Below are 13327 nucleotides of genomic sequence, written 5' to 3'. Positions count from 1 at the left end.
ATGGATATCAAACGCACGATCCTGATCGTCGCCCTGGCAATCGTGTCCTACGTTATGGTTCTTAAATGGAACCAGGACTATGGCCAGGCTGCCCTGCCGACTCAGAATGTTGCCACCAATACGACTGCATCGGGCCTGCCGGATACGGCATCTGGCTCCAACGCTTCTGCCAGTGACGACATTCCACGTGCTGCAAGCGACACCAGCGCACCTGCCGAAACGCCGGTGGCTGTGAGCAAGGACCTCATCCAGATCAAAACGGATGTACTGGACCTGGCTGTCGACCCACAAGGTGGCGATGTTGCCCAGTTGACCCTGCCGCTGTATCCGCGTCGTCAGGATCACCCGGAAATTCCGTTCCAGCTGTTCGATAACGGCGGCGAACGTACTTATCTGGCGCAAAGCGGTCTGATCGGCACCAACGGTCCGGATGCAAATCCGGCCGGTCGTCCGGTTTATTCCTCGGAGAAGAAGATTTATCAGCTGGCTGACGGTCAGGACCAATTGGTCGTAGACCTGAAGTTCAGCAAAGACGGCGTCAACTACATCAAGCGTTTCACCCTGAAACGCGGCCTGTATGACGTAACCGTTTCCTACCTGGTCGACAACCAGAGCGCCCAGCCCTGGAATGGTGCGATGTTCGCCCAGTTGAAGCGCGACGCCAGCGCCGATCCTTCATCGACTACGGCTACCGGCACCGCGACTTACCTGGGCGCCGCCCTGTGGACAAGTTCCGAGCCGTACAAGAAAGTGTCCATGAAGGACATGGACAAGGCGCCGCTGAAAGAAACCGTCACAGGCGGTTGGGTTGCCTGGTTGCAGCACTACTTCGTGACCGCATGGATTCCGGCCAAGGGCGAAAACAACGTCGTCCAGACCCGTAAAGACAGCAAAGGCAACTACATCATCGGCTACACCGGCCCATCGATGAGTGTTGCGCCGGGTGCTAAGGCCGAGACCAGCGCTGTTCTGTACGCCGGTCCGAAAAGCCAGGCTGTGCTGAAAGAGTTGTCCCCAGGTCTGGAACTGACGGTCGACTACGGCATTCTGTGGTTCATCGCCCAACCGATCTTCTGGTTGCTGCAACACATCCACGCCATTGTGGGTAACTGGGGCTGGTCGATCATCTTCCTGACCATGCTGATCAAAGGGATCTTCTTCCCGCTGTCGGCTGCCAGCTACAAATCCATGGCGCGCATGCGTGCAGTGGCGCCGAAACTGGCCGCGCTGAAAGAGCAACATGGCGATGACCGGCAGAAAATGTCGCAAGCCATGATGGAACTGTACAAGAAAGAGAAGATCAATCCGCTGGGTGGTTGCTTGCCAATCCTCGTGCAGATGCCGGTTTTCCTCTCGCTGTACTGGGTTCTGCTGGAAAGCGTTGAAATGCGCCAAGCGCCGTTCATGCTGTGGATTACTGACCTGTCGATCAAGGATCCGTTCTTCATTCTGCCGATCATCATGGGCGCAACCATGTTCATCCAGCAGCAGTTGAACCCGACTCCTCCGGATCCGATGCAGGCCAAGGTGATGAAGCTGATGCCTATCATCTTCACCTTCTTCTTCCTGTGGTTCCCGGCCGGTCTGGTGCTGTACTGGGTTGTAAACAACGTGCTGTCCATCGCACAACAGTGGTACATCACGCGTAAAATCGAAGCGGCCGCTAAAGCAGCTGCCTGATTTACACTGTGGATAACCACTCAAAACGCCCCCTAGTGGGGCGTTTTGCTATCTGTCACTTTTGTCTGGATACCGGTTTATGAGCGTTCCTCGCGAAACCATCGCAGCTGTCGCCACCGCTCAAGGTCGCGGCGGTGTAGGCATCGTGCGTATTTCCGGGCCGTTGGCCAGCGTTGCGGCCAAGGCCTTCAGCGGTCGCGAGCTTAAGCCGCGATTTGCCCACTACGGTCCGTTTTTCAGTGAAAACGACGAGGTGCTGGACCAGGGCATTGCCCTGTATTTCCCCGGCCCGAACTCGTTCACAGGTGAAGATGTGCTGGAGCTGCAAGGCCATGGCGGTCCGATTGTTCTGGATATGTTGCTCAAGCGCTGCCTGGAACTGGGTTGCCGTCTCGCCCGGCCGGGGGAATTCAGTGAGCGCGCCTTCCTCAACGACAAACTGGACCTCGCCCAGGCCGAAGCCATTGCCGACCTGATTGAAGCCAGTTCTGCCCAGGCTGCGCGAAACGCATTGCGCTCCCTGCAAGGTGCTTTCTCGTCACGTGTGCATAACCTCACCGAGCAATTGATCGGCTTGCGCATCTATGTCGAAGCGGCCATCGATTTTCCGGAAGAGGAAATCGACTTCCTCGCCGATGGCCACGTCCTGAGCATGCTCGACAAGGTGCGCGACGAGTTATCCACCGTCATGCGCGAAGCCGGGCAGGGCGCCTTGCTGCGTGACGGCATGACAGTGGTCATTGCCGGTCGTCCGAATGCCGGTAAATCCAGCCTGCTCAATGCCCTGGCCGGGCGTGAAGCGGCGATCGTGACCGAAATTGCCGGCACCACCCGTGACGTGCTTCGCGAACATATCCACATCGATGGCATGCCGCTGCACGTCGTGGATACCGCCGGTCTGCGCGATACCGATGATCATGTGGAAAAAATCGGCGTCGAGCGTGCCTTGAAAGCTATCGGCGAAGCCGATCGGGTACTGTTGGTGGTTGATGCCACTGCACCGGAAGCCCTCGATCCTTTCGCACTCTGGCCGGAGTTTCTCGAAATCCGTCCCGATCCCGCGAAAGTCACCCTGATCCGCAACAAAGCCGATCTTACGGGCGAAGCCATTGCGCTGGAGGTCAGCCAGGACGGCCATGTCACCATCAGCCTGAGCGCCAAGTCGGGTGGTGTCGGGCTGGAGCTGCTGCGTGATCACCTCAAGGCCTGCATGGGCTATGAACAAACGTCCGAAAGCAGCTTCAGCGCTCGCCGGCGACACCTTGAGGCGCTACGTCATGCCAGTGCTGCCCTCGAGCATGGCCGTGCCCAATTGACCCTGGCCGGTGCTGGCGAGTTGTTAGCCGAGGATTTGCGCCAGGCTCAGCAGTCGCTGGGTGAAATCACCGGTGCTTTCAGTTCCGATGACCTGCTGGGGCGGATTTTTTCCAGTTTCTGTATCGGTAAGTAGCCCTCCTGTTACTCACAGACAGGCCATTCGTGCCTGTCTGTTCTCTCCTTTTCTGAAAAAACTCCCAGTGCCGAGCGGACTTCGTCTGCTTGAGCGGAATTCCTGCACCCGAATTTCGAGCGAACGGCACTTTTCTGTGGATTAAGCCCTGTGAATAACCGCGGCTAAGGTCAGTTGATAACAGGCCTCGAAAACTGGACATAACCACCTCTGTGGATAACCACCCCTTTCATCCACAGGCTTAAACCGGTTATCCAAGGGCCTCATTGGCACATGAACACAGGGTTTTGAATCTCTGTACACATTGAAAATAAAGGGCTGTATCAATCTATCCACAGAAAGGCAGGTGCATAGAAATAAACATAAAAACAAAGATTTAATAAATTTCTTTCTTTTTAATTTCTATAACTCCGACTTTTCCACAGCTGGTTAAATTTTGTGCAAAGGGTTCTTTAGGAAGGGCGAAGTCCCTATACTTGTCGACCAGGTCCAAAAACCTGAGCTCAAACTATTCCTGAATTACCTACTTAAGCAGGCACGAGGTGCGTGGTGGATTTCCCTTCCCGTTTTGAAGTGATCGTCATCGGCGGCGGTCATGCCGGTACCGAGGCAGCACTGGCCTCAGCACGTATGGGAGTTAAAACCCTATTGCTGACGCATAACGTGGAAACCCTCGGTGCCATGAGTTGCAATCCGGCCATTGGCGGGATCGGCAAAAGCCACCTGGTCAAGGAAATCGACGCCCTCGGCGGCGCGATGGCCATGGCTACCGATAAAGGCGGTATCCAGTTTCGCGTATTGAACAGCCGCAAAGGCCCGGCCGTGCGAGCAACCCGCGCGCAGGCAGACCGGGTTCTGTACAAGGCAGCTGTCCGCGAAATCCTGGAGAACCAGCCGAACCTGTGGATATTTCAACAGGCCGCTGACGATCTGATCGTCGAGCAGGAACAAGTCCGTGGTGTTGTCACCCAAATGGGTCTGCGTTTCTTCGCTGATTCCGTGGTGTTGACCACCGGTACGTTCCTCGGTGGACTTATCCACATCGGTTTGCAGAATTTTTCCGGCGGTCGCGCCGGTGATCCGCCATCGATCGCGCTGGCTCACCGTCTGCGTGAACTGCCATTGCGCGTAGGGCGTTTGAAAACCGGTACTCCGCCACGTATCGACGGTCGGTCTGTGGATTTCTCGGTGATGTCCGAGCAACCGGGTGATACGCCTATCCCGGTGATGTCGTTCATGGGGTCAAAAGAGCAGCATCCTAAGCAAGTCAGCTGCTGGATTACCCACACGAATGCGCGCACCCACGAAATCATTGCCGCGAACCTCGACCGTTCGCCGATGTATTCCGCTGCCGGTGAGATCGAAGGGATCGGCCCGCGTTATTGCCCGTCGATCGAAGACAAGATCCATCGCTTCGCCGACAAGGAAAGCCATCAGGTGTTTATCGAACCGGAAGGTTTGACCACCCATGAGCTGTATCCGAACGGGATATCCACAAGCTTGCCGTTCGACGTGCAATTGCAGATCGTGCAATCGATCCGCGGCATGGAAAACGCGCACATCGTGCGTCCGGGCTACGCGATCGAGTACGACTACTTCGATCCACGCGATTTGAAATACAGCCTGGAGACCAAAGTCATCGGCGGCTTGTTCTTCGCCGGGCAAATCAACGGCACAACCGGTTACGAAGAAGCCGGTGCCCAGGGTTTGCTCGCCGGGACCAACGCTGCACTGCGTGCGCAAGGCAAAGAGGCTTGGTGCCCGCGTCGCGACGAGGCCTATATCGGCGTGCTGGTCGACGACCTGATCACCCTCGGTACCCAAGAGCCGTACCGCATGTTCACTTCCCGTGCCGAGTACCGCCTGATTCTGCGCGAGGACAACGCCGACCTGCGTTTGACCGAAAAAGGTCGCGAACTGGGTCTGGTGGATGACGTGCGCTGGGCGGCTTTCTGCAAAAAACGCGAAAGCATCGAACTGGAAGAGCAGCGCCTGAAAAGTACCTGGGTACGCCCGGGTACCGAACAGGGCGATGCCATCGCCGAAAAATTCGGCACGCCACTGACTCACGAATACAACCTGCTCAACCTCTTGAGCCGTCCGGAAATCGACTACGCTGGTCTGATCGAAGTGACCGGTGGCGGGGCAGACGATCCACAGGTCGCCGAACAGGTCGAAATCAAGACCAAATACGCCGGTTACATCGATCGTCAACAGGATGAAATCGCCCGCTTGCGCGCCAGCGAAGACACCAAACTGCCTGTGGATATCGATTACACGAATATTTCCGGTCTCTCCAAGGAGATCCAGAGCAAGCTCGGCGCGACCCGTCCAGAAACCTTGGGCCAGGCCTCGCGTATACCGGGCGTTACGCCGGCAGCCATTTCGCTGTTGATGATTCATTTGAAAAAACGCGGCGCGGGCCGTCAGTTGGAGCAAAGCGCTTGAGTTCGTTGGTCACTCCGCAACACGCAGAAGAGTTATCCACAGGTGCTCGCCAGCTCGGTGTCATGCTGACAGAAACCCAGCACGCGCAGCTGCTGGGTTATCTGTCCCTGTTGATAAAATGGAACAAGGCTTACAACCTGACCGCGGTACGCGATCCGGACGAGATGGTCTCCCGCCACTTGCTCGATAGTTTGAGCGTGATGTCGTTCGTCGAAAACGGCCGGTGGCTGGACGTTGGCAGCGGCGGTGGTATGCCGGGCATTCCGTTGGCCATCCTGTTTCCAGAGTCGCAAGTGACTTGCCTGGACAGCAACGGCAAGAAAACCCGCTTCCTGACCCAGGTCAAACTCGAACTCAAACTGGATAACCTGCAAGTTATCCACAGTCGCGTCGAAGCCTTCCAGCCTGCACAGCCCTTCAACGGAATCATTTCCCGGGCGTTCAGCAGCATGGAGAACTTCAGTAACTGGACGCGCCACCTCGGCGATAGCGAAACACGCTGGCTGGCAATGAAGGGCGTTCATCCGGCCGATGAGCTGGTAGCATTGCCGGCAGACTTCCACCTCGATAGCGAACACGCCCTGGCCGTACCTGGTTGCCAAGGCCAACGCCATCTGCTGATACTGCGCCGCACGGCATGATTGGGAACACAAGCAAGAATGGCTAAGGTATTCGCGATTGCGAACCAAAAGGGTGGCGTGGGCAAAACCACCACCTGCATCAACCTCGCAGCATCCCTGGTCGCGACCAAGCGCCGGGTGCTGTTGATCGATCTTGATCCACAGGGCAACGCCACCATGGGTAGCGGTGTGGATAAACATGGCCTGGAAAACTCGGTCTACGACCTGCTGATCGGAGAATGTGATCTGGCCCAGGCCATGCACTTCTCCGAACACGGTGGTTACCAGCTGTTGCCGGCCAACCGCGATCTCACCGCGGCCGAAGTGGTGCTGCTGGAAATGCAGATGAAGGAAAGCCGTCTGCGCAGCGCGCTGGCGCCGATCCGGGAAAACTACGATTACATCCTGATCGACTGCCCGCCGTCGCTGTCGATGCTGACCTTGAACGCACTGGTTGCCGCTGACGGGGTCATTATCCCCATGCAGTGCGAGTACTTCGCACTCGAAGGCTTGAGCGACCTTGTGGATAACATCAAGCGTATCTCTGAACTGCTGAACCCGAACCTCAAGGTCGAAGGCCTGCTGCGTACGATGTACGACCCACGCCTGAGCCTGATGAACGATGTCTCGGCGCAGCTCAAGGAACACTTCGGCGAGCAGCTCTACGACACCGTCATTCCGCGCAATATCCGTCTGGCCGAAGCGCCAAGCTACGGCATGCCGGCGCTGGCGTACGACAAAGCTTCGCGAGGCGCCGTTGCCTACCTGGCATTGGCGGGCGAAATGGTTCGTCGTCAACGCAAAAACTCACGCATCGCCGCTGCTCAGGCAACTTAAGGAATCCCCATGGCCGTCAAGAAACGAGGTCTCGGACGTGGACTGGATGCTCTGTTGAGTGGTCCGACTGTCAGCTCGCTGGAAGAACAAGCGGCGCAAGCCGATCAGCGTGAGCTGCAACATCTCCCCCTGGATCTGCTCCAGCGCGGCAAGTACCAGCCGCGTCGTGACATGGATCCGCAGGCGCTCGAAGAGCTGGCGCAATCGATCAAGGCCCAGGGCGTCATGCAGCCCATCGTGGTTCGCCCGATCGGCAGCGGCCGCTTTGAAATCATTGCCGGCGAACGCCGCTGGCGCGCCAGCCAGCAAGCCGGGCAGGAAACCATCCCGGCAATGGTTCGCGATGTACCCGATGAAACCGCGATCGCCATCGCGCTGATCGAGAACATTCAGCGCGAAGACCTGAACCCGATTGAAGAAGCGGTGGCCCTGCAGCGGTTGCAGCAGGAGTTCCAGCTGACCCAGCAACAGGTGGCCGAGGCTGTGGGCAAGTCCCGGGTGACCGTGGCCAACCTGTTGCGCCTGATTTCCTTGCCGGAAGTCATCAAGACCATGTTGTCCCACGGCGACCTGGAAATGGGTCATGCCCGTGCTTTGCTCGGTTTGCCGGAAATTCAACAGGTTGAAGGGGCGCGACATGTTGTCGCACGCGGGCTGACCGTGCGCCAAACCGAGGCACTGGTTCGCCAGTGGTTGAGTGGTAAACCGGAGCCTGTGGAAGCGGCAAAACCGGACCCGGATATCGCCCGTCTCGAACAGCGCCTGGCCGAGCGCCTAGGCTCTGCGGTGCAGATCCGCCACGGTAAGAAGGGTAAAGGGCAGTTGGTGATTGGCTACAACTCACTGGATGAGCTTCAAGGCGTACTTGCACATATCCGCTGAAACATTTCCTCATGTAGCGCGCAGTCGGAAATCACTACCTGACAGTTGAATAGGGGCAGAACCGCCCCTATACTCTGCGCGCATTTTGTCGGCACAAATTATGCCAAGTTATTGAATTTCGGCAGCCGACCATTGGGGAGTAAAAGTGATGGAAACCCGCACGCCAAACCGCCTGCCCTTCCATCGCCTGGCAGTTTTTCCGGTGTTAATGGCTCAATTTGTCGTGTTGCTGATCGCCGCTTTGGCGCTCTGGTACCGATATGGAGTCGTTGCCGGGTACTCGGGACTCTGCGGAGGCCTGATAGCCTTGCTACCCAATATTTATTTCGCTCACAGGGCATTTCGGTTTTCCGGCGCCCGAGCAGCCCAGTCCATCGTCCGGTCTTTTTATGCCGGCGAGGCAGGCAAACTGATTTTGACGGCAGTGCTGTTTGCACTGGTGTTTGCAGGTGTGAAGCCACTGGCGCCGATTGCAGTATTCGGTGCCTTCGTGCTGACTCAGTCGGTCAGCTGGTTCGCTCCCCTGCTGATGAGAACAAGACTTTCGAGACCTTAGGGCGTTTGAGGCAACCATGGCAGAAACAACCGCTTCGGGCTATATCCAGCACCACTTGCAGAACCTGACCTTCGGTCAGCACCCTACCGGCGGCTGGGGCTTTGCCCACACCGCAGCAGAAGCCAAAGAAATGGGCTTCTGGGCTTTCCACGTCGATACTCTCGGCTGGTCGGTCGCATTGGGTCTGATCTTCGTTCTTCTTTTCCGCATGGCGGCCAAGAAAGCGACTTCCGGTCAGCCTGGTGCTTTGCAGAACTTCGTTGAAGTATTGGTCGAATTCGTCGATGGCAGCGTGAAAGACAGCTTCCATGGCCGTAGCCCGGTGATTGCACCGCTGGCACTGACCATCTTCGTCTGGGTGTTCCTGATGAACGCCGTCGACCTGGTACCGGTCGACTGGATTCCTCAAGTAGCCATGTGGATCTCCGGCGATGCACACATCCCGTTCCGCGCCGTGTCGACCACCGACCCGAACGCGACCTTGGGCATGGCGTTCTCGGTTTTCGCTCTGATCATTTTCTACAGCATCAAGGTCAAGGGCCTCGGCGGCTTCATCGGCGAGCTGACCCTGCACCCGTTCGGCAGCAAGAACATCTTCGTTCAGGCCCTGCTGATTCCGGTGAACTTCCTGCTGGAATTCGTAACCCTGATCGCCAAGCCGATCTCCCTGGCTCTGCGTCTGTTCGGCAACATGTACGCCGGCGAGCTGGTCTTCATTCTGATTGCTGTGATGTTCGGCAGCGGTCTGCTCTGGCTTAGTGGCCTGGGCGTTGTTCTGCAGTGGGCGTGGGCTGTGTTCCACATCCTGATCATCACCCTGCAGGCGTTCATCTTCATGATGTTGACCATCGTCTACCTGTCGATGGCGCACGAAGAAAACCATTAAGGCCAGTCTCGACTAGTCTGATGTCCTTCCCGGTAAAACGGGAAGGTGCTCCTTACGGGGCATCTGAAACGATTTGTTTTACCGCTTTAATCTAAAAAACCTAAACCATACGACGTAAAAGTCGGGAGGAAAGATGGAAACTGTAGTTGGTCTAACCGCTATCGCTGTTGCACTGTTGATCGGCCTGGGCGCACTGGGTACCGCAATTGGTTTCGGCCTGCTGGGCGGCAAGTTCCTGGAAGGCGCAGCGCGTCAGCCAGAAATGGTTCCAATGCTGCAAGTTAAAATGTTCATCGTTGCCGGTCTGCTCGACGCCGTAACCATGATCGGTGTTGGTATCGCTCTGTTCTTCACCTTTGCGAACCCGTTCGTTGGTCAAATCGCTGGCTAATTACTCGGATCTTCCGGGTAATTTGGTGTGATGGACAACGTAACTGCGAGGTGTTGGCGTGAACATTAATGCGACCCTGATTGGCCAGTCCGTTGCGTTCCTGATTTTTGTACTGTTCTGCATGAAGTTCGTATGGCCTCCGGTCATTGCGGCACTGCACGAACGTCAAAAGAAGATCGCTGATGGTCTGGACGCTGCCAGCCGTGCAGCTCGCGACCTGGAGTTGGCCCAAGAAAAAGCGGGTCACCAACTGCGCGAAGCGAAAGCTCAGGCAGCTGAAATCATCGAGCAAGCCAAGAAACGCGGTAACCAGATTGTCGAAGAGGCTGTTGAAAAGGCCCGTGTCGACGCTGACCGTGTGAAGGTTCAGGCTCAGGCCGAGATCGAACAGGAACTGAACAGTGTCAAAGACGCGCTGCGTGCCCAAGTGGGCTTGCTGGCAGTCGGCGGCGCCGAGAAGATCCTGGGTGCCACAATCGATCAAAACGCGCACGCAGAGCTGGTTAACCAACTGGCTGCTGAAATCTAAGCGAGGGCGATCATGGCAGAACTGACCACGTTGGCCCGACCTTACGCTAAGGCGGCCTTCGAGCACGCTCAGGCCCACCAGCAACTGGCCAATTGGTCAGCCATGCTCGGCCTGGCTGCAGCGGTGTCGGAAGACGACACCATGCAGCGCGTGCTCAAGGCCCCGCGACTGACGAGCGCAGAAAAGGCCGCCACGTTTATTGACGTGTGCGGCGACAAGTTTGATGCCAAGGCACAGAACTTCATCCACGTCGTTGCCGAAAACGACCGTCTCCCGCTGTTGCCGGAGATCGCCGCTCTGTTCGACCTGTACAAGGCCGAACAAGAGAAATCGGTAGACGTTGAAGTCACCAGTGCTTTCGCATTGAACCAAGAACAGCAAGACAAACTCGCCAAGGTTCTCAGTGCACGACTCAACCGGGAAGTGCGCCTGCAAGTTGCGGAGGACGCTGCCCTTATTGGTGGTGTCGTCATCCGCGCCGGCGACCTGGTTATCGATGGCTCGATTCGCGGCAAAATCGCGAAACTTGCCGAAGCATTGAAATCTTGAGTTTGAAGGGGCAGCAGAGCAATGCAGCAACTCAATCCTTCCGAAATAAGTGAAATTATCAAGGGCCGCATCGACAAGCTCGATGTGACCTCCCAAGCCCGTAACGAAGGCACTGTCGTCAGCGTATCTGACGGTATCGTGCGGATTCACGGTCTGGCCGACGTAATGTACGGCGAGATGATCGAGTTTCCGGGCGGCGTCTTCGGTATGGCCCTCAACCTGGAGCAAGACTCCGTAGGTGCCGTTGTATTGGGCGCATACCAGTCTCTGGCTGAAGGCATGAGCGCCAAGTGCACTGGCCGCATCCTGGAAGTTCCGGTTGGTAAGGAACTGCTGGGTCGCGTAGTCGACGCACTGGGTAACCCTGTTGACGGCAAAGGTCCACTGGGCAACACCGAGACCGACGCGGTCGAGAAAGTTGCTCCAGGCGTGATCTGGCGTAAGTCGGTAGACCAGCCTGTACAGACTGGCTACAAGGCTGTCGATGCCATGATCCCTGTCGGCCGTGGCCAGCGTGAGCTGATCATCGGTGACCGTCAGATCGGTAAAACCGCTCTGGCGATCGACGCGATCATCAACCAGAAGAACAGCGGCATTTTCTGCGTCTACGTAGCAATCGGTCAGAAACAATCGACCATCGCCAACGTGGTTCGCAAGCTGGAAGAAAACGGCGCCCTGGCCAACACGATCATCGTGGCTGCCAGTGCTTCGGAATCTCCTGCGCTGCAATTCCTGGCACCGTACTCCGGTTGCACCATGGGTGAATTCTTCCGCGACCGCGGTGAAGACGCGCTGATCGTTTATGACGATCTGTCCAAGCAAGCAGTGGCTTACCGCCAGATTTCCCTGCTGCTGCGCCGTCCACCAGGCCGTGAAGCTTACCCAGGCGACGTGTTCTATCTCCACTCCCGTCTGCTGGAGCGCGCATCCCGCGTTTCGGAAGAATACGTAGAGAAGTTCACCAACGGTGCAGTGACCGGCAAAACCGGTTCCCTGACCGCACTGCCGATCATCGAAACCCAGGCTGGCGACGTTTCCGCGTTCGTTCCGACCAACGTGATTTCCATCACCGACGGTCAGATCTTCCTGGAATCGGCCATGTTCAACTCGGGCATCCGTCCTGCAGTGAACGCCGGTGTTTCGGTATCCCGTGTGGGTGGTGCCGCTCAGACCAAGATCATCAAGAAGCTGTCCGGTGGTATCCGTACCGCTCTGGCTCAGTACCGTGAACTGGCGGCATTCGCCCAGTTCGCTTCTGACCTGGACGAAGCGACCCGTAAGCAACTTGAGCATGGTCAGCGCGTTACCGAGCTGATGAAGCAGAAGCAATACGCACCAATGTCGATCGCTGACATGGCGCTGTCGCTGTATGCCGCTGAGCGTGGGTTCCTGACTGACGTTGAAATCGCCAAGATCGGCAGCTTCGAGCAAGCGCTGATTGCTTTCTTCAACCGCGATCACGCCGATTTGATGGCGAAGATCAACGTGAAAGGTGACTTCAATGACGAAATCGACGCTGGCATGAAAGCCGGTATCGAGAAGTTCAAGGCCACCCAAACCTGGTAAGCCGCAGCGGGAGCCGCAAGGCTCCCGCTTGCTAACCTGATAGGTGTTACATGGCAGGCGCAAAAGAGATTCGCAGTAAGATTGCGAGCATCAAAAGCACGCAAAAGATTACCAGCGCCATGGAAAAAGTGGCGGTCAGCAAAATGCGCAAGGCACAAATGCGCATGGCTGCTAGCCGTCCTTATGCGGAGCGTATCCGCCAGGTAATTGGGCATCTGGCCAACGCCAACCCGGAATACCGCCACCCGTTCATGATCGACCGCGAAATCAAGCGTGTTGGTTATGTCGTAGTGAGCAGTGACCGTGGTCTGTGCGGCGGCTTGAACACCAACCTGTTCAAGGCCCTGGTCAAGGACATGGCGGTAAACCGCGAAAACGGCGTCGAGATCGATCTGTGTGTCGTTGGTAGCAAGGGTGCGGCCTTTTTCCGCAACTTCGGCGGTAACGTCGTTGCAGCTATCAGCCACCTGGGTGAAGAGCCGTCGATCAATGATCTGATCGGCAGCGTCAAGGTGATGCTGGATGCCTACCTGGACGGCCGTATTGACCGCCTGTCCGTGGTGTCCAACAAGTTCATCAACACCATGACGCAACAGCCTACCGTGGAGCAGTTGATTCCATTGGTGGCAACCCCGGATCAAGACCTCAAGCACCACTGGGACTATCTCTACGAACCGGATGCCAAGGAGCTGCTCGACGGCTTGATGGTCCGTTACGTGGAGTCGCAGGTCTACCAGGCGGTGGTCGAGAACAACGCGGCTGAACAAGCTGCGCGGATGATCGCGATGAAGAACGCTACCGACAACGCCGGTGATTTGATCAGCGATTTGCAGCTGGTCTACAACAAGGCGCGTCAGGCTGCGATCACCCAAGAGATCTCGGAAATCGTCGGCGGCGCTGCCGCGGTTTAACGGTTCAAATATTCAGAGGATC

13 protein-coding genes are annotated in these 13327 nt (G+C 56.9%); all 13 read left to right on the top strand.

The features are described 5' to 3' along the window. Positions 1 to 1680: a membrane protein insertase YidC gene (gene yidC, locus PSJE_RS19625; RefSeq protein WP_057712656.1), complete on the top strand. Its 1680-nt coding sequence runs from the start codon at positions 1 to 3 to the stop codon at positions 1678 to 1680. Between the two features lie 79 nt (positions 1681 to 1759). Beyond that, positions 1760 to 3130: a tRNA uridine-5-carboxymethylaminomethyl(34) synthesis GTPase MnmE gene (gene mnmE, locus PSJE_RS19620; RefSeq protein WP_090452271.1), complete on the top strand. Its 1371-nt coding sequence runs from the start codon at positions 1760 to 1762 to the stop codon at positions 3128 to 3130. 549 nt (positions 3131 to 3679) lie between these two features. Beyond that, a complete protein-coding gene (gene mnmG / locus PSJE_RS19610) occupies positions 3680 to 5578 on the top strand; it encodes a tRNA uridine-5-carboxymethylaminomethyl(34) synthesis enzyme MnmG (protein WP_090452269.1) in 1899 nt (632 codons plus the stop codon). Next, positions 5575 to 6219 carry a 16S rRNA (guanine(527)-N(7))-methyltransferase RsmG gene (gene rsmG, locus PSJE_RS19605; protein ID WP_090452267.1) on the top strand — a complete coding sequence of 215 codons (645 nt, stop codon included), beginning with the start codon at positions 5575 to 5577 and terminating at the stop codon, positions 6217 to 6219. Before mnmG ends, rsmG begins: the two co-directional genes overlap by 4 nt. 18 nt (positions 6220 to 6237) lie before the next feature. Beyond that, on the top strand, positions 6238 to 7035 hold the full coding sequence (locus tag PSJE_RS19600) for a ParA family protein (protein ID WP_046038783.1): 798 nt from the start codon (positions 6238 to 6240) through the stop codon (positions 7033 to 7035). A 9-nt stretch (positions 7036 to 7044) separates the two neighbouring features. Continuing rightward, positions 7045 to 7917 carry a ParB/RepB/Spo0J family partition protein gene (locus PSJE_RS19595; RefSeq protein ID WP_057712660.1) on the top strand — a complete coding sequence of 291 codons (873 nt, stop codon included), beginning with the start codon at positions 7045 to 7047 and terminating at the stop codon, positions 7915 to 7917. Between the two features lie 148 nt (positions 7918 to 8065). Further along, a complete protein-coding gene (locus PSJE_RS19590) occupies positions 8066 to 8473 on the top strand; it encodes a F0F1 ATP synthase subunit I (RefSeq protein WP_057712661.1) in 408 nt (135 codons plus the stop codon). Between the two features lie 16 nt (positions 8474 to 8489). Next, positions 8490 to 9359 (top strand): F0F1 ATP synthase subunit A, encoded by an 870-nt coding sequence (atpB, locus tag PSJE_RS19585; RefSeq protein ID WP_090452265.1) that lies wholly within the window; start codon positions 8490 to 8492, stop codon positions 9357 to 9359. A gap of 133 nt (positions 9360 to 9492) precedes the next feature. Continuing rightward, complete coding sequence (gene atpE / locus PSJE_RS19580) at positions 9493 to 9750, top strand: F0F1 ATP synthase subunit C (protein WP_003097235.1); 258 nt, start codon at positions 9493 to 9495, stop codon at positions 9748 to 9750. A 58-nt stretch (positions 9751 to 9808) separates the two neighbouring features. Then, positions 9809 to 10279: a F0F1 ATP synthase subunit B gene (locus PSJE_RS19575; RefSeq protein ID WP_008045681.1), complete on the top strand. Its 471-nt coding sequence runs from the start codon at positions 9809 to 9811 to the stop codon at positions 10277 to 10279. A gap of 12 nt (positions 10280 to 10291) precedes the next feature. Continuing rightward, positions 10292 to 10828, top strand: a complete 537-nt coding sequence (locus PSJE_RS19570; RefSeq protein WP_008045680.1) for a F0F1 ATP synthase subunit delta — start codon at positions 10292 to 10294, stop codon at positions 10826 to 10828. 21 nt (positions 10829 to 10849) lie between these two features. Further along, positions 10850 to 12394, top strand: a complete 1545-nt coding sequence (atpA, locus tag PSJE_RS19565) for a F0F1 ATP synthase subunit alpha (protein ID WP_030132553.1) — start codon at positions 10850 to 10852, stop codon at positions 12392 to 12394. Positions 12395 to 12444: 50 nt separating this feature from the next. Beyond that, positions 12445 to 13305, top strand: a complete 861-nt coding sequence (atpG, locus tag PSJE_RS19560) for a F0F1 ATP synthase subunit gamma (RefSeq protein WP_008045673.1) — start codon at positions 12445 to 12447, stop codon at positions 13303 to 13305. The last annotated feature ends 22 nt before the right edge of the window (positions 13306 to 13327 follow it).

The sequence above is a fragment of the Pseudomonas jessenii genome, from assembly GCF_002236115.1.
In the GTDB taxonomy this organism is placed as follows: domain Bacteria; phylum Pseudomonadota; class Gammaproteobacteria; order Pseudomonadales; family Pseudomonadaceae; genus Aquipseudomonas; species Aquipseudomonas jessenii.
Note: the sequence above shows the minus strand (reverse complement) of the source record. Positions and strands in the feature narration are given on the sequence as shown.